The organism is Duganella sp. sic0402 (assembly GCF_019219065.1).
GTDB lineage: Bacteria > Pseudomonadota > Gammaproteobacteria > Burkholderiales > Burkholderiaceae_D > Rugamonas.
Window position 1 is genome coordinate 162623 of sequence record NZ_JAHUWK010000010.1, and the last position, 15797, is coordinate 178419.

A 15797-nucleotide genomic window follows, 5' to 3' on the forward strand; every position below is an offset into this window, starting at 1 on the left:
CCCATTGTTGTATTTTTTGCAAACAATTCTGCTTATCGCGGGGGCGCCAGTATAGCAGGAGCCTACTTCTTCACGACCTTTTCCAGTGTCTGGTCGACGAAGTCGCCATCCGGGTCGTTGAAGCGCACGCGTACCGGATACCAGTCCATCGACGGCGCCAGCCACAGGTCGACCTGCTGGCCTGGCGACTTGGCCGGCGGCTCCTTCACCAGATGCACCGCGCTGACTTCTCCGCCGCCGATCTGGATGGTCTCGACCTTGGTGACCTTGAAGCTCCACTGCTCGGCGTCGCGGCGGCCGGCCACAAACAGATTCCACTCGCTGCCCGGCTTGAATTTGTCCGGTGCCGCGCGCGCGATCGCAGCCAGTTGCCACTGTGCGCTCAGGCGATCCTGTTCGCCCCCCAGGATAGGGTAAGTGACGTCGCTTTCGGTAAATGCAATAGTCTTGGCGTCGCGCTTGAAGCTGGTGGTGTACGGGTCTTTGCGGATGCGCTTCTCGTGGAAGGTCACCGGCGCCAGGCCGTAGTCGTCAATCGCGCCGTCGCTGTGGTTTTCCACCACCTTGCCGAAGATGGCGGCGCGGCTTTCGGCGGCGATCGAATATTTGCCGTCGCCGGCGCGCCACTGCACAGTGGCCACGCCATTCAGCGACAGGCCGCTTTGCTTGACCTTCAGGTTGTAGCTCAGGTCCGCCGACGGCGGCGCATTGGTCGGGCGCTTGACGCTCGGATGTTCAGTATCGGCGGCATGTGCGGCAAAAGCCAGCATCAGCGCGGCGCTCAGGGTTGCAATCTTTTTCATTTATCAGTCATCTTCATAGTGGAGACGGTTTGCGTGGTCAACGCGCCGCTCGCCTCCGTGTTACGTATCTGGACCGGATACCAGTTCAGGCCTGGCGCGAGCCAGATGTCCAGCCGCGACGAGTAGCTGCCCGGCTTGGGCGGACGGCTCAGGTGCCAGGTCACCAGCTTGCCCATCTTCGTCTCGATTTCCTCCTCGCCGACCAGCTGGAAGCGGAACATCGTGGCTTCCTTGTCCTCACCGACCTGGATGTCGATATCGCCACCCAGCTGATTCACATCGGCGCGGCCGATGCCGCCCAGCTGGAACGGCACCGTGGCCTTGTCCTGCGCGCCCACCAGCAGCGGATAGCTGCGTTCCGACGCGGAGAAGGTGATGGTGCCGGCGTCGCGGTTGAAATGGGTCGCGGTTTCGGCACGGCGGGTGCGCTTTTCCGTCACCTTCAGCGGCGCGATGCCATAATCGTCGATCGCGCCTTCGCTGCGCAGCACCAGCAGGTTGAGGCGCGTGATCAGCAGGCTGACGCCCGCCTCCACCGAGGCCTGATAGCGGTTGCCGTCAGTATGCCACGTCATTGTCGCGGCCCCCGTCCATTTGGTGCCGTCGGCGTCGACACGGTCCACCGTCATGTCAAACGTGGCCGATGGCGGCAGGCTGACCTTGTAGCGGCGGCCACCCTGGCGCGGACCATCTTGCGGCGCGGCTGAAGCCGGCGTCTCGCCCTGAGCTACATCCGGCGGCGGCGTGCCGCTCTGCGCCTGCGCAGCGCCGGGCTGCGCAGCTGTACTTTCGCCTACTGCGATAGGCGCATCGGCCAGTGCCGCAGCCAGGCCGTTGTCCGCTTCGGCCGCACTCACCGGCACGGGTGTGATCGGCTCGACACTGGCGGGCTGCGCTGGTGCCGGCACTGGCCTCGGCCGTGGTGCGGGCGGGCGCGGCGCCTTTGCCAAGGGCTTGATCTCTTCCAGCGGCGCGCTCTCCACCCGCTTCGGCAGCGCAAGCCTCAGTTGGGCCGTCATCAGCGACGGCGGCAGCTCGGAGGCACGGTGCGTTTGTGCGCTCAGGCGGCCGCCTACCCAGTCGATGGCGGCATAGTGCAGTGCCAGCGTGGCGCCGCACAACAGCAGCATGCGCCGGTGCCGGGTAAGGAAGGAAGCAATCGTCATGGGCGCTAGTTTAAACGGGATCGCGAATATCAGTTGTCCAGCGACAGAAATGTTGTCAAAACCTTTTGAATGCCAAAGCAATATCTGCTACGCTCAATATTCCACCCCACAGGAGCTTTCTCATGGCGCAGCCACAAATGCCACACCTTCCCGGCGCGGGAGTAATGAACGACACCCTGGAATTCGTCAAAAACCTGTGGGGCAGCATGAGCGTGCCCGGCCTGACCGTCCCCACGCTGTCGGTCGAAGAACTGGACAAGAAAATCAACGACCTCAAGGCCGTTGAAGCCTGGCTTAATCTGAACACCAATATGCTGCGCGGGAGCATACAGGCGCTGGAAGTCCAGCGCGACACCATCGCCACCCTGAAGTCGGTGGGCGCCAGCCTGGCCTCGGCGGTCAACACCGGCGTCAGCGACAAGTCCATCTTCGACGCCAACCCTTATGCCTCGGCCTTCTTCCACCACGCGCGCGAAGCGGACAAGGCGCAAGCCGCCCCCACGCCACCGCCGCCTGCGCCAGAGGCCAAGTCGGAACAAGCCGAGCCGTCGGCCGCCAGCGCCGGCCAGCCTAACGCCTGGTGGAATCTGCTACAGGATCAGTTCAAGCAGGCCGTGTCCACGGCCATGGCCTCGGAATCGCTGATGACCGACGCCGCCGTCAAGTTCGCGGCAGCGGCGACCGGCACGCAAGCCGCGCCGGCCAAGGCTGCTTCGGCAGCGAAGCCGGCGCCTGTGAAGAAGCCGGCCGCGAAAAAGCCCGCCGCAAAGAAAGCGGCCGCCAAGCCGGCTACCGGCCAGCCGTAAGGAACACTACGCCAGCCGCTGGATGCGGATGGCGTCGATCAGGCCGTCAGCCTGGCGCTGCACCTTCTCGATATCGATCAGGCCTTCCTGTTCGAGCAGCTTGGCGCTGTCATGGGCGGCCTGAAAACTCTCCAGCGTATCACCTTTGGCAGCGATCGGACGTATCCACGACACGCTGCCCACCTTCATTTTTTTGTACACTTCTTGTGCGATATCGCGCATATTTTTTTGCCCTTTATTTGCTCTCAATATTGACAGCATACCCAACGCGCCGGCGCCAGTGGCGAGGCCGCGCCGGATTCAGTGTAATCATTTGATGCAGCTGAAACAAGCGCGTTGTTGCGTGACGCCGTCAGTTCAACTGCTGGTGAATCGTGTGCTCTCCGGCACCGGCCCATTGGCTGCTTCATACTCGCTAGCCGCTGCCGCCGCCACCACGCCGGACATCGGCGCCAGCAAGGCCAGCTGCTCCATCAGCTGAGCAAAGCGCTGCTGTCCGGGTGCGATCGCGTCGACGTGCATCAATACACCGATCGCCTCGTCGGCGATACCGCGTTGATAGCCATTCTGCTGCAACTCCGAAATCAGAATCTGTGCGGAGTTAAACAGTATCCGCATATTGTGCGGCAGCGAACGGCGCGCGGTACGCATCCATTCGATGGCTTCAGTGAGCTTGCCGGTCTTCCATAGCAGCACGCCGCGATTCATCATTTCCGCAGCCTCCAGGCGCGCGTTCCTGATCAGCTCCACGCCCTCATCGGTCATGCGCGCCTTATCGAAAATCTTCTGCACATCATCGAGCAGCGGCGCGTTGTCGTGATTGTTGCGGGTCACGTAGCACAGCAGGTTGACCGGCGCTTCCTTGACGCCGACCGCGAACAGCAGCGTTGCCATGTCCAGGCAGGTGTCGGTATCAGGGCGCTGGCGGTTGCCATCGGCCAGCATGGCCTCCAGCTCGTCGCCGGATTTGCGCGCACGACGGAAATCGCCGCTCTCGTGATACACGAGGCCCTCGGTGATCTTGGCGCGCAGCGTCACCTGGTCGCCGCCGAACTGGTGAACCGCCGCATTCAGCAAGCGTATCGCTTCCTTGGTGTCGTTCTTCTGCCCGCACACGCGCGCCAGTCCAAGATAGGCATCCACGGTTTTACGCACCGAGAACTCGCCGATCTCGATGCACTTGCGGAAAGCCCGCTCCGCCACCGGGATATTCCCCAGCTTGAGCGCCGTCTGCCCCAGCGAACGCTGGCGCGGCACCGAATTGGGCGACAGCTTGGCGGCCTTTTGCAGCACGTCGAACGCCTCTTCCGTCTTGCCCTGCTGCTGGAACGACAGCGCCAGCTGGTCGAAGGCGTCGATGTAGAAACGGTTATCGGTAATCACCGCCTGGAACATCATGCGCGCCTCTTCCAGGTCGCCATTGGCCAGTCGGATCTTGCCCAGACCGCAGCGCGCCCAGTTGTACTCACGATCCTGCAATACATGTTCATAAACGGCGCCGGCCTGCGCCACTTCGCCAGCCTTGAGCAGCAGCGTGGCTTTCATGCGCAGCAGGTCGACCGCATGCAGAGGATTGTGCGCCACCTGTTCTTCGCACAGCTTGGCCGCGCGCAGATAGTCCTTGTCCGCGAAAGCGTGGTCGATCTCGTGGAAAATCTGCTTCTTGACCCAGACGCGGTTCAAGCGCGTCAGCAGCACGCCTTCGGTAATCGGCTTGATGATGTAGGCGTCCGGCTGATGCTCGGCCGCCCCCATCACCGACTCCACGCTTTTCTCTGCTGAGACCATCAGCCACACGCTGGATGGCAGCATCAGGTTGCGGATGCGCGCTTCCTCCAGCACCTGCTGGCCGTTCTTGCCATCGCCCAGATTGTAATCGCACAGCACCACGTCGTAACGGGTCTTCGACAGCAGCACCATGGCCTCGCCGCCGCCGGACGCCTGGTCGATATGCTTGGCGCCGAGATTGCGCAGCGACTCGCGCAGCAGCTGCCGGATACCGACGAAATCGTCGATGATCAGGTAGCGCTTTTCCGCCCAGTCGATATCGCCTTCGGTTGCCGTCGGGGAGAAGTTCATCATCTCGCCACTCATCGTCAAGGCAGCCGCAATACGAAGCAGCCGCCGCCCAGCACGCCGCCGTTTTCCAGCGCGATGCTGCCGCTGCGCTGTCGGTGCTTGTGCATCCGCGCCACTTCGCTGGAGAAGTACAGGCCAAGGCCGCTGCTGTTGTTGAGGAAGTTAATCGCCGCCTTGGCGCTGGCGCCGCTTTCCAGCATGGCTGCCGGGAAGCCGCTGCCGTTGTCCTCCACCCGCAGTTCGAGGTAATCGCCGTCGATGCGTATCGCCAGGCGGATGCGGTCGCGCGTGTAGCGCACGGCGTTGTTGATGGCGTGGACCAGCACCCCGATCACCAGGTCTTCGTCCAGCGTCCAGATGGCATCCTGCGGATAGTCAGCCTCGAAGCTGATGCCGCGCGATTGCAGCAGCATGTGCGCCTGGCCGGCCACCAGTTCCACCAGCTCGCGCACGCTGCGCGGCGCCGGATCAAACGGGTAGCCAGGCTTGCCGACATCCTTGTACAGTGCAAGCAGCTGGATCAGGTTATCGTTGAGACGCTTGGTCTGATACAGCATCTGCGCCATCTGCCCGTACTCGGGCGTGGCGTTGGAAGGATGGGCGGATAGCAGGTTCTCCAGCGTGCCGCTAAGGACGCTGATCGAGTTTTTCATGTCATGCACGGTGGATGCGAGGAACATGAACAGCTCCGGGGAGCCTTCCTGCTGCTGCGCTTCTGGTTCATCCATTTGCAAGGTTCTCCATGGACGTCGGTGTTCAGAACCTCGATTATAGCCGAGCTACTGCTCCCGGCGGCGCTGCTTGAGCAGGAAACGGCCCGCATCGAGCGCGTCGACCAGCGCGGCTTCCAGCGGCGGCGGCGTGTCTTCCAATTGGCAGACCAGCAGCTCCGCCATCAGCGGGGCCCAGATCAGGCCACGCGACGCGTAGCCCAGCAGGCAGTACAGGCCTTCGTGGCGCGGCACGTCGGGCAGGAATTCGAGCCGGCCAGCGCTGGCGTAATCGGGCAAGGCGCCAGCCAGCGGCAGGCGGTCGGGCGCGGCGCAGCGGAAGCCGACACGGCCCGCCAGCGGTGCTGTTTGCGCCAGCGCGGAGACGGCGTCGCCAGGAATGATTTCGGCCAGCCGTGCCAGGTTCTCCAGCTGGCTGCTGGCGCGCAGCGCAGGATCGTCGTCGTTGTCGTAGGTCGCGCCGGCACAGACGATACCGTTCGACGGCGGCGTCACATACGCTTCACGGCACACCACCAGCGGCAGCACTGGCGGCGCAGCGGCGCCATCCACCGGCAGGTGCGTGACCTGGCCGCGCAGCTTGGACAGCGGTAGTTGTGCCGCCTGTTCGATCTTGATGGCACTGGCGCCGTTGGCGAGGATCGCAGTGGGTGCTTGCGAGATGAGCGCGCCGTCTTCGCCACGCACTTGCCATTCACCGTCGACCCGTTGCAAGGACAGTGCCTCGGTGCAGAACACGCGTTGCAGGCGCTCGCCGCAGACGGCCAGCATGGCGTCGCACAGCGATGCTGGCCGCGCCCAGCCGCCTTGCGCGAACAGCCAGCCGCCATGCGGCGTGGCCGCGCCAATCAGGGCACTGGATTCTGCGGCGTCGGCCCAGCGCGCATACTCTGCTGGATAAGTCCATTGCGCCAGCACCTCCTGCTGCACCCTGGCGTGCTTGTCGTCGCGCGCCAGTTGCAGCACGCCGCAGCCGGCGCCGTCGAATGCCTTGCCGGCGCCGCCCATGCGCCGCCATTCGCGCAAGGCGAACAGGTAGGCGGCACGCGACAGGCGCGTGGGGATATTGTCATCCCTGGACAGCAGCGGCATGAAGATGCCGGCCACATTGCCGGATGCTTCCTGCGCCGGCTGCGCGTGGCGTTCGATCAGCGTCACCTGCCAGCCGCGCGCGCACAGGCGATGCGCAGCCGACGCGCCAGCCACCCCAGCGCCAATCACCACCGCGCGCCGCAGCGCTGGCTGCTTCCGCTGCGGCTTCATCGCCGGCAGCGACTTGCGGCCGCGATACTCGGCGACGATATCCGGCGCGGTCTGGCCGTCAACGTCAGTGCCAGCATCGGCTTCTCTGGTGGCGATGCGGCACGCAAAGCCCGCCGCTGTCAGCGCCCACACCAGCGCCTCGCCTGGTGCGCGAACATGCAGCACCGCACCCGGCGCCGCCAGCCTGGCCAGCGTGCGCGCCATCGGCGCCGTGACGCCTGCATGCAAATGGAAGGCATCAACGCGCGCAATCACCTGCGGCAGCACTGCGTCCAGCGCGCCAGCCAGCAGATCCAGCGTGACATCCTCATTCAGGATCACGCGATGGAAGCCGGGAACATTCAGCGGCCAGGCCGCACGCAAGCCGGCGTCAGTGATCGTGTCGGCCGCTGGCACGGCTGGCGCCACCGCGATGTAATGCAAACGCCCGCCTTGCGCACGCGCGGCGGCAAACCGCTCGCCACAGAACGCCGTGTCGAGCACAACCCGCATCGTCACTTGCGCGCCTTCCGGCAGAAACAATCCGGCGCATGGTCGTCCACCATGCCGATGCCCTGCATATACGCATACACAATCGTCGAGCCGACAAACTTGAATCCCAGCTTGCCCAGGTCCTTGGAAATCCGGTCCGACAGTTCGGTCTTGGCCGGATACGGCCCCTTGTTGCTGACCAGCGGCTTGCCGTCCACATAGGACCACAGCAGCTTATCCAGGCTGCTGCCGCTTTCCACCAGCCGCAGGTAGGCCTGCGCATTGGTGATGGTCGCCGCCACCTTCAAGCGGTTGCGCACAATGCCCGGATTCGCCAGCAGCTCGGCCACCTTCTCCGGGCCATACCTGGCGATTTTCTTCGCGTCCCATTTATCGAACGCCTTGCGATAGTTCTCGCGCTTGTTGAGGATAGTCTCCCAGCTCAGGCCTGCCTGTGCCCCCTCCAGATTCAGCATCTCGAACAAACGGCGCTCGTCGTGGCAAGGCACGCCCCATTCGGTGTCGTGATATTCCAGATACAGGGGATTGGCCGGATTGGCCCAGCCGCAGCGTTGTTTATCCATGATTTAATTGGTTTCCAGGTCACTCGACAAACCGATGCGGCGACGCTCGCCGCCAAGTACCAGCGGGCCGGTCAGGTTGGACACCAGCCGCACCTCGCCATCGCCCACCGCCTGATCCAGCTGCTGCATCACACGCGTGAACACACCATCGGCGCGCGTGGCCTCAGTGCTGTACAGCGCCGCCCAGCCATTGCGGCCGGAACGCTTGGCGATATACAGGCCCTGGTCCGCCAGCTCCACCACCTGCGACCACGACAGCAAACGCGCTTGCTCCGGCAGGAAGGGGAAGCAGGCAAAGCCGATCGAACAGGTCTTCGACAACAGCACGCCATCCGGCAATTCAAAATCGCGCTCGGCGACAGCACGGCGCATGCGCTCCGCCACGCCCGGTGCTTCGTCGCGATGGGTGGCGCGCGCCAGCACCAGGAATTCCTCGCCGCCCCAGCGGATCACATAATCGGATTCGCGGAACACTTCGCGCAAACGCTCCTGCATCTGCACCAGGATCGAATCGCCAGCCGCATGGCCATAGCGGTCGTTGACTTCCTTGAAGTGATCCAGATCGACCATGAAGAACACCAGGTCCTTCGGACTTTGCAGATCGCATTCGGTCAGCTCGCGGTGCTGGCCGGCTTCGTAGCCGCGCAAGCTCATGGCCACATCGGCGTCCACGTTCTGCAGGAAGAAGCGGCGGTTGCGCAAGCCGGTCAGCTGGTCGGTCAGGCTGACTTCTTCCAGTGCCTTGTAAGCCTGCTCCAGCTCCAGATTTTTTTCCAGCAGCTGCTCCTGGGTCGCCGCCACCTGGCGGTAGGCGCTGGCGTTGTCCAGCGCGATCGCACCGTAGGCGCACAGCGTGCGGAAGATCAGGCGTTCACGCTCGCCGTAGGAATGCGCCAGCAGCGACTGTACCGTCATCACGCCCAGCACGCGCTCGCCTACGCACAGCGGCGCAAACAGCAAGCTCAAAGTCCGCAGCGTGCCGGGGATCAGGTTCGGCGTGACGCCCTGATGGTCCAGCTCCACCAGGATTTCGCGGCGCTCGCGCATGCAGCGCGCGGTGTTGGCGTTCGGGTCGGAAGCGGCGATGCGCACACGCGGCAGCGGCTTGCCGGCCTCGATGCCGAATTCACACACCAGCGATTCACCATCCGGCTGCAGCAGGAAAATCGAAAAGTGGGTGGCGTCCAGCAGGCCGTGCACATGGCGATCCAGCGCACGGAACACCGCCGCCGCTTCCAGATGCGCAGTGATTTCCTGGCCGATGGCACTCAGGTGCTCCAGCGTGGCACTGGTCTTTTGCAACACCTCGGCGCGCTGCGCCTCGGCCGCCGCCAGCTGGCGATGGTGCTCGCCCTCGGTCTGCGCGCGCTCGGTCTGATACTGCACCTGCATGGCGATGGCGCGGTTGGTCGCTTCCTTGCTGTGGGTGTGGTCGCGCGCCGCGTTGGCGCGCAGCGAAATGCTGTACGCGCGCTCGAAGTCGCCGATGGCCGCGTACTCGCGCGCGGCCGCATCCAGCAGCGCGCCCGGCACGGTATAACCTTCGATGGTGGCGGCGGTTTCCAACGCCAGTTGCAGGTAATGCAGCACCGCATTAGGGGCCATCATCGGCGCCGGGCCGGGCAACTGGTGGCGCGTATGGATGTCGGCCAGCACATGCAGCGCGGCGATCTGGCCGGACGCGTCGCCATGGTCCTGCGCCAGCGCCAGCGCGGCCTGCGCCGCCGCCAGCGCCTCGTCCGCACGCGACAGGTGCGACAGCGCATGCGCCTGGCCACGCCGCGCGCTGCTCTGGAAATCGTTCTGGCGCAGCGCATCGCCACGCGCAGCAAGGCGGGTAAAGCTGTCCAGCGCCGCCGCGTGGTTGCCCAGGTCGAGCGCCAGGTCGCCCTGGTATTCCAGCGCCACCGCGTAGGCGCGCGAGCCCGACAGCGGCGCCAGCGTCACCAGCGCCTCGCGCAGCAGGCTTTGCGCCGCCTCGCGCTGGCCCAGCTGGCGCAGCGTTTCGGCGGTCTGCATCAAACACATGCCGATGCTCAGCGGCCAGCCGGTCGGCCGTGCCAGGTCAAGCCCGCGCTGCATCCATTCCAGCGCCGCCTCATGCGCATTCAGGCTGGTGAAACCGTTGCCGATATTGGTGGCGACGATGATGGCGCGGCGGATCTGGCCGGTGGCCAGCGCTGTTTCAAAACTCAGCATCAGATGGCCGATGGCGCGGCCGTATTCGCTGCGCTGGAAGGCGCAAGTGCCGAAGAAGTCGCTGACCCAGCCAGCAGCGATGGGCGCCACACCGTCCAGCTCGGCGCCAAAGCGGCTGCCCCAGCGTTGCTGGGCGGCGCGGCCGTCGCCAAAGGCGTCGCAAATGCCGGAAGCGGCGTCAATGATATCGATGCGCATTGGATCGGCCGCACCACGGGCGGCGCTGGCGGCCTGGCGCAGCCAGCTGTCGCCCTCGGCGCTGAGGCCACGGTCATTGCTGACCCAGGCCATGATCCAGCAGGCATCGGCGCGGCAGGCGGCGGCAGCGGCAGGCAGGCTGGCGGCCGCCTGTTCGCACAGCCGCAGCGCCTGTTCAGCGTGGTAGTGGGCGGTATCGAGTTCGCCGCGCAACCAGGCGGGTTCGGCGGACACCAGGTGCAGGCGCGCGCGCTGCACCAAGGCAGCCTCGGCAGGTAGCAGCGACAGCAGCGCAACGGCCTCAGCGGACAACTGCTGCGCGCGCACAGGATCGCGCTGGCGCAAATGCCAGGCGAGCGTCATCAACAGCTGCAACCGTTCCGAGCCTTGTACTTCAGGCAATGCCGCATCCCATCGCGCCAGCTCGTCGTCGAGCGCAAACATGTCCACCAAATTGACTTTCCTCTACTGTGTCGCAACAGCGCGCCGTTGCGCCGCTACAGCATTATTCCACAGTTTGCAGAGGCCCTTGCAGCCCCCTTTTAAGTGTCTGATATCTAAGCACTTTTGGTGCCTCAAGGAAACTAAGATGGTGCAAGCGACAGCGCGACAGCACGCTTATTTATTGCTGGAATTTAAAGCTTGAACTCTTTGCAAATGCTGGTCAATGAGCGGCTGCAGCGTGGCGCTGGGTTCGCTCGGCAGCGCGATCTGCGCGGTCGCAACTTCGGCAATATTGGCTTCCGCCAGATCGCTGAGGATTGGCTGCTCGCCCTGGCTCAGCGACTGGACGCTGGCCGCACCATACCAATAGGAAAAACCGTGGCGAAAAAAGCGGCGCACGCAGCGCCGCCTTCTCCGGCAGCTTGCCGCGCCGCCTAAGCGCGCGCCGGCTGCTTGATCTGGATCAGCCGCGACCGCATGCCCTCGGTGGCGGCCGGGCCAGGCGCGAACATATAGTCCTCGTCGTTGATGGCCAGGCCGCTGTTGGCATCCACCAGCACCTGATCGGCCGGCTTGCCGGTCTCGCGGCTTACCACCAGCAGGCTGGCCCCTTCCGGCGCCAGGTGATCATTGCCCCAGGCCACGAAGGCCAGCAGCACCGGCTTGAAGTCGCGGCCAGCCTTGGTCAGCACATACTCATAGCGCGGCGGCCTGGTGCTGTACTGGCGGCGTTCCATCAGGCCGCCCTCGACCAGCCCGGCCAGGCGGCGGGTCAGCATATTGGGCGCGATCTTCAGGCTTTTCTCGAACTCATCGAAGCGGGTCAGCCCGTAGAAGGCGTCGCGCAGGATCAGGATACTCCACCACTCCCCCACTTTTCCAAGGCTGCGGGCGATCGGGCAAGGCATGCTGCCGAAGTCGGTATGTTTCATTCTGCTACTCCTCTATGTCAGGTTATCAACAAAATCGTCAGATCGCGATGGCTTCAGACTGAGTGACTTGCATGTTGGACGCAAGAAAGTGTGACTTTTGTAGGTGATGGGACCTCTGTGACATTGTGTGTATTTTCGAACTGCATTTTCGTCTCCTTTTCTACCCTTGGTTTTTACAACTTTTCCCTATGAAAACCTCATTTTTCAGCCGGTTTTTCTGGTGACACCTTAGGCTAAAAAACCACAGCAAAAACTCTCCAAAAATCACTAAATTTCCACAGGTCAATTTCTGTGTAAAATGTGAACATTCGAGAGATTGTTTCCACAGGATAAAATTCTTCCTGTAGATCAACTTCTTGAATTGGTTGGCTACCCGGACAACGTAGCCACCCACCGAAACGGCTACGCACCTCAACAACGTGTGAAGATGAAAACTTTTACTAAAGCAATCGCCATCATTCTGTTCAGCCTGCCTCTGATCGCCAGCGCCGCCGGCAAAATCGCGACCGCGTCCATGCAAGTGAGTTTTGAGGTGAAAGAATCCTGCAACGTGCAAGGTCCAGCCACCGCTGCCGACGCTGTTGCCGCAGCCAACACCGCTACTAAAGCCGTCCCAGCCGTTGCCTGCCAGCTCAAAACCCCATACCAGATGACCCGCAGCACCGAACAGGCCGCAGCCGTCACCAGCCGCGAAGCACAAGCCACCGCCCTGCGCCAGGAAACCAGCGCTGGCGCCTGGACCATCACCTTCTAAATCCCTTCCGCAGCGGCCTTCAGAACCACACGGTCGCCACCACCGTATCCTTGTAATCTCCCGGCGTCGGCGTCGATTGCGACGGCACCATGCCATATACCGTCTGGGTTTGCGTCGCGCCGGTGCCGGTGCCGCCGATGGTCACCGTACCGCCAGTGCCGTCACCGAGGCTAGGCCCGTCCAGGGAATTCGAGATCTGATACGTCACCAGCTCGTTGGTCGGCCCACCTATCATGCGGCGCGCCGAGATGCTGTTGCCACTCGTCGTACCAGCGCTAAACGTCACTCTATAAGGCGTATTCAGGCTGCAGCGCGTCGTCAGCGTTGAGGTGGTGCGCACCGCGCTGCTCAGCAGCGAAGCATTCGGGAATGCCAGGTTACCAACGTTAATCGTGCAGTCATTGATGACGTTGGCGCTGACGGTGAACGGCATCGTAACCGACGAGCCAAGCAGACAGCCGAGTGGCGTCACGAAGAAGACGTAGCGCATCAGCACACTACCGCCAGCGAAATTCGACGTGAACTCCAGGTTATCCGGTCCCACATTCATGGACGACAAAGTGGCGTCGGCATTCAGCTTGCCGTACAGGTTGACGTCCTGCGTCATCGAGCCATTCGCACTGCTAGTTAGTGTGAAGGTGATCAGGTTGGTCGAGGTATCGCTGCCGCTCCAGCCTCCCCACACCTTGGCCGGCGAATAAGTCGTGTCCGTGTACAGATTGTAGTTGACCCTTTTGCTGCCGTTGGAGAGCTGGCGCGGAAGCGTCACATTGGCGCTGGTGTTGCCCGAGCCGCCCCCCAGGTACAGGCATACGGTGGCGTTCGGCAATACCAAGGCCGTCAGGAAGCTGGTCCAGGTGCAGGTGACTTTGAAAGTGGCGTTGACGTAGGCGTCGCTGGTGGTGATTGAACTGACGGATGGGAATACGATATTGGTCTGCGCTATCGAGCAGGTGTCGGCGCGCGCCTGGCCGCAAGCCAGCGCCAGCAACATCCCCAACAGCATCAGCCAGCGGCGCGCGCTCATCATTGCACTCCCTTGCAAACAAATGGTCCCATGATCGCCAGCGCATTGCCCTTGGCCGGCGCGTAGCTGAACTCGACCACGCAGCGCACACCGCGCAGCGTGGCCTGCAAATGATTCACCGGCTGCAGGTGATCGACAAACGCCACGCCATCGAAGCCGACCAAGGTGGTGGCCCCGCTTTCCACATGCAGCAGCTCGGTGCCCACCGGCAGCGGCTTATGTTCGGCGTCGTGCAAAATCACGCTGGCCGCCTCATATTTCTCCACCGGGAAGCGCACCAGCACGCCGGACAGACGGGCCGGCACCACGGCCTGGCTGCTGCTGGCGATGCGCGCGTCCAGCGGCAGATTGCTGATGTCGATGCCCAGCTGGTTTTGCAGATACGGCGTCAGATTCGGCACCAGCACATAGCCGCTGCTGCCGGTGCGGCCGATGATCTGGTTCTCTTGCAGCACCGGCACGCCGCCCACGCCATCGGTCGACACCAGGCCGAAGCCCGAGCCCACATAGCGCGCCGCATGCACGCTGCCGTCCATCAGCACCAGCGAACCGGTCACGTCGAGCGAGCTGTTGCGCGTACCGCCGCTATCCATGGTGTAGCCGGTCACCTGGCCATAATTGCCGAGGTAGGTCAGCTGCGCCTGGCGCTGCCGCACACTGTTGTTGTCGGTCGATTGCAGGCCCCAGCCGAAGCCGCCGCCGTAGTCGGCCGTACGCGTCAATGTGTAGGTGGTGGAGCGCACCGCGTTCTGGCGGTTGCGGCTGGCGTTGGCCGAGATGCGGTCGCCAAAACTGCCGCTGAGGCTGAAATACACGCCGCGCGACTTTTCGTCCAGGTAGTCGCGGAAACCGCTCACGCTGAAGTACATGCCGAAACCCAGCGTGGCGGAATAGTTGAGCGCCACGATGCGCGCCGGCGGCGCCAGCGGCGCGCGCAAGCTGATCGCGCTGACACTGATGCCCTGGCCGCCAAACAGCGCCATGCCAATACTGATGCGGTCATTGGCGCGCGCCATCGGCGAGCCCTCGGCGGTGCCGAGATCGCTGTAATTGGCCGACGCCCGCTGCGACTGCATGTCCAGGCTGAAGCCGCGACTCAGATACTGATAGCCCAGCGTGGCCTGTGCGCCGCGCGCGGGCTTGCCATCGGCCCGGCCGCCACTGGCCGCCAGCGAACCGCTGATCACGCCGTATTGGCCCAGCCGCCACAGCCAGCCGCCACCGCCGTTCAGCACGCCGTTGCCTGCTTCGCCGTGCGCCTCCAGCGTCAGGCTGTTGCTGGCGCCGCGCCGCACCGACGCGCTGACGGCTGGCGAGCGCGCATAGCCAAAGGAGTCGGTGGTGTAGCGCCGCCGCAGTGCGCCCAGCTCGACTGAATAATCCAGCAGCCCTTCGGCCAGCATGCGGGTATCGACATACAGCGGCACGCTGGTGCTGATGCTGCGGCCGGCGGCGTCGCGGGTGATCAGCGTGGCCTGGCCGGCGCCATTGATGCCGGCCACCTGGTTGATGACGAACGGTCCGGACGGCACGGCCGACTCGACCTGGCGCACGCCGTTGATATACAGGCTGACCGCGCTCGGCACCACCGCCGAGCCGCCCAGCGACGCGGACGGAAAAGTCAGCAGGTCCGGCCGCAAATCAAAGCTGCGGCGCCATTGCACACCGCCCATGCGCAGCGAACGCGACCAGGTCAGCGAAGAGGAAATCAGATCGCCTACCTGCCAGGTCTCCAGCGTCTCCGGATCGGAATGCACCCAGCTCGTGTCGAAGCGGGTGAACTGGCGCAGCTGCTTGCTGTGGTTATATATACCAGTACTGGTCAGCACGCCGCTGGCGTTGAAGTAGCGCAGCTCGTTGACCAGCGAAGTACTGCGGTTTTTGCCCAGCTGGCTGAAGGCGCCGTAGTTGATCAGCATGCCCGGCGTGACCGAGGCCTTGGCCTGCTTGCGCACCGTGCGCGCCGACACCTCGATCGGCGCCCGCAGCGCGTCGTCCACGCGCAGCGCAATGCTCTGGCGCGCCTGATCGTATTGGTAGCTCAGGCCCTTGACCTGGTCGAGATCGACCTCCTCGCGGTGCTCGACACCGAACAGCTTGGGGTCCAGCTCCAGGTCGCGCAGATTCTGCACGCTGCTGCGCAGGCCCGAGGCCTGGCCCCGGGTAAAACGCAGTATCAGGCCGGTCGCTTCGCCGTTCAAGGTCACCTCCAAAAATAATTCTTCATCCTGCGGCGGCGGCAATAGCGGCGTCTGCGCCAGCGCGCCCGCCATGCCCCCTATGCACAACATGCTCCACCATGTCAGCAGCCACCACCAGGCCAGCCGGCGCCGCATGCGG

The 15797-nt window shown here is 63.8% G+C and carries 14 protein-coding genes; 2 read left to right on the forward strand and 12 right to left on the reverse strand.

Annotated elements, in window-relative coordinates:
- Nucleotides 1–62 precede the first annotated feature (62 nt).
- Nucleotides 63–803: a DUF3108 domain-containing protein gene (locus tag KW842_RS21705; protein WP_218306210.1), complete on the reverse strand. Its 741-nt coding sequence runs from the start codon at nucleotides 801–803 to the stop codon at nucleotides 63–65.
- Nucleotides 800–1969 (reverse strand): DUF3108 domain-containing protein, encoded by a 1170-nt coding sequence (locus KW842_RS21710; RefSeq protein WP_218306211.1) that lies wholly within the window; start codon nucleotides 1967–1969, stop codon nucleotides 800–802. Before KW842_RS21710 ends, KW842_RS21705 begins: the two co-directional genes overlap by 4 nt.
- Nucleotides 1970–2091: 122 nt before the next feature.
- Between KW842_RS21710 and KW842_RS21715 the strand changes: the two genes are divergently transcribed.
- A complete protein-coding gene (locus KW842_RS21715) occupies nucleotides 2092–2775 on the forward strand; it encodes a PhaM family polyhydroxyalkanoate granule multifunctional regulatory protein (RefSeq protein WP_218306212.1) in 684 nt (227 codons plus the stop codon).
- A 6-nt stretch (nucleotides 2776–2781) separates the two neighbouring features.
- On the opposite strand, the gene KW842_RS21720 is transcribed toward KW842_RS21715, so the two are convergent.
- From KW842_RS21720 to KW842_RS21755, 8 genes are all read right to left on the reverse strand, one after another.
- The gene (locus KW842_RS21720; RefSeq protein ID WP_218306213.1) at nucleotides 2782–2997 is read right to left on the reverse strand and encodes a hypothetical protein; all 216 of its coding nucleotides are present in this window, start codon (nucleotides 2995–2997) and stop codon (nucleotides 2782–2784) included.
- Nucleotides 2998–3132: 135 nt separating this feature from the next.
- Nucleotides 3133–4854: a tetratricopeptide repeat protein gene (locus KW842_RS21725; protein ID WP_373925220.1), complete on the reverse strand. Its 1722-nt coding sequence runs from the start codon at nucleotides 4852–4854 to the stop codon at nucleotides 3133–3135.
- A gap of 17 nt (nucleotides 4855–4871) precedes the next feature.
- Complete coding sequence (locus KW842_RS21730; RefSeq protein ID WP_218306214.1) at nucleotides 4872–5582, reverse strand: sensor histidine kinase KdpD; 711 nt, start codon at nucleotides 5580–5582, stop codon at nucleotides 4872–4874.
- Nucleotides 5583–5633: 51 nt separating this feature from the next.
- Nucleotides 5634–7340 carry an FAD-dependent 5-carboxymethylaminomethyl-2-thiouridine(34) oxidoreductase MnmC gene (mnmC, locus tag KW842_RS21735; RefSeq protein WP_218306274.1) on the reverse strand — a complete coding sequence of 569 codons (1707 nt, stop codon included), beginning with the start codon at nucleotides 7338–7340 and terminating at the stop codon, nucleotides 5634–5636.
- Nucleotides 7341–7342: 2 nt separating this feature from the next.
- Entirely contained in the window at nucleotides 7343–7903 is a 561-nt protein-coding gene (locus KW842_RS21740; protein ID WP_218306215.1) for a DNA-3-methyladenine glycosylase I, read from the reverse strand.
- Between the two features lie 3 nt (nucleotides 7904–7906).
- Nucleotides 7907–10744, reverse strand: a complete 2838-nt coding sequence (locus KW842_RS21745) for a diguanylate cyclase (protein WP_218306275.1) — start codon at nucleotides 10742–10744, stop codon at nucleotides 7907–7909.
- A gap of 174 nt (nucleotides 10745–10918) precedes the next feature.
- Nucleotides 10919–11143, reverse strand: a complete 225-nt coding sequence (locus KW842_RS21750) for a hypothetical protein (RefSeq protein ID WP_218306216.1) — start codon at nucleotides 11141–11143, stop codon at nucleotides 10919–10921.
- Nucleotides 11144–11178: 35 nt separating this feature from the next.
- Nucleotides 11179–11676 carry a helix-turn-helix domain-containing protein gene (locus KW842_RS21755; RefSeq protein ID WP_218306217.1) on the reverse strand — a complete coding sequence of 166 codons (498 nt, stop codon included), beginning with the start codon at nucleotides 11674–11676 and terminating at the stop codon, nucleotides 11179–11181.
- 427 nt (nucleotides 11677–12103) lie between these two features.
- Between KW842_RS21755 and KW842_RS21760 the strand changes: the two genes are divergently transcribed.
- Entirely contained in the window at nucleotides 12104–12430 is a 327-nt protein-coding gene (locus tag KW842_RS21760; RefSeq protein ID WP_218306218.1) for a hypothetical protein, read from the forward strand.
- 19 nt (nucleotides 12431–12449) lie between these two features.
- On the opposite strand, the gene KW842_RS21765 is transcribed toward KW842_RS21760, so the two are convergent.
- Together KW842_RS21765 and KW842_RS21770 are read right to left on the reverse strand one after the other, a co-directional pair.
- Complete coding sequence (locus KW842_RS21765; protein WP_218306219.1) at nucleotides 12450–13460, reverse strand: spore coat protein U domain-containing protein; 1011 nt, start codon at nucleotides 13458–13460, stop codon at nucleotides 12450–12452.
- Nucleotides 13457–15793 (reverse strand): fimbria/pilus outer membrane usher protein, encoded by a 2337-nt coding sequence (locus KW842_RS21770; protein WP_218306220.1) that lies wholly within the window; start codon nucleotides 15791–15793, stop codon nucleotides 13457–13459. Before KW842_RS21770 ends, KW842_RS21765 begins: the two co-directional genes overlap by 4 nt.
- Nucleotides 15794–15797: the final 4 nt, after the last annotated feature.

What these genes read in the sequence shown, in the direction of transcription:
- KW842_RS21705 (WP_218306210.1), bottom strand. Translation starts at nt 803, where the DNA reads ATGAAAAAGATTGCAACCCTGAGCGCCGCGCTGATGCTGGCTTTTGCC.
- KW842_RS21710 (WP_218306211.1), bottom strand. Translation starts at nt 1,969, where the DNA reads ATGACGATTGCTTCCTTCCTTACCCGGCACCGGCGCATGCTGCTGTTG.
- KW842_RS21715 (WP_218306212.1), top strand. Translation starts at nt 2,092, where the DNA reads ATGGCGCAGCCACAAATGCCACACCTTCCCGGCGCGGGAGTAATGAAC.
- KW842_RS21720 (WP_218306213.1), bottom strand. Translation starts at nt 2,997, where the DNA reads ATGCGCGATATCGCACAAGAAGTGTACAAAAAAATGAAGGTGGGCAGC.
- KW842_RS21725 (WP_373925220.1), bottom strand. Translation starts at nt 4,854, where the DNA reads ATGAACTTCTCCCCGACGGCAACCGAAGGCGATATCGACTGGGCGGAA.
- KW842_RS21730 (WP_218306214.1), bottom strand. Translation starts at nt 5,582, where the DNA reads ATGGATGAACCAGAAGCGCAGCAGCAGGAAGGCTCCCCGGAGCTGTTC.
- mnmC (WP_218306274.1), bottom strand. Translation starts at nt 7,340, where the DNA reads ATGCGGGTTGTGCTCGACACGGCGTTCTGTGGCGAGCGGTTTGCCGCC.
- KW842_RS21740 (WP_218306215.1), bottom strand. Translation starts at nt 7,903, where the DNA reads ATGGATAAACAACGCTGCGGCTGGGCCAATCCGGCCAATCCCCTGTAT.
- KW842_RS21745 (WP_218306275.1), bottom strand. Translation starts at nt 10,744, where the DNA reads ATGTTTGCGCTCGACGACGAGCTGGCGCGATGGGATGCGGCATTGCCT.
- KW842_RS21755 (WP_218306217.1), bottom strand. Translation starts at nt 11,676, where the DNA reads ATGAAACATACCGACTTCGGCAGCATGCCTTGCCCGATCGCCCGCAGC.
- KW842_RS21760 (WP_218306218.1), top strand. Translation starts at nt 12,104, where the DNA reads ATGAAAACTTTTACTAAAGCAATCGCCATCATTCTGTTCAGCCTGCCT.
- KW842_RS21765 (WP_218306219.1), bottom strand. Translation starts at nt 13,460, where the DNA reads ATGATGAGCGCGCGCCGCTGGCTGATGCTGTTGGGGATGTTGCTGGCG.
- KW842_RS21770 (WP_218306220.1), bottom strand. Translation starts at nt 15,793, where the DNA reads ATGCGGCGCCGGCTGGCCTGGTGGTGGCTGCTGACATGGTGGAGCATG.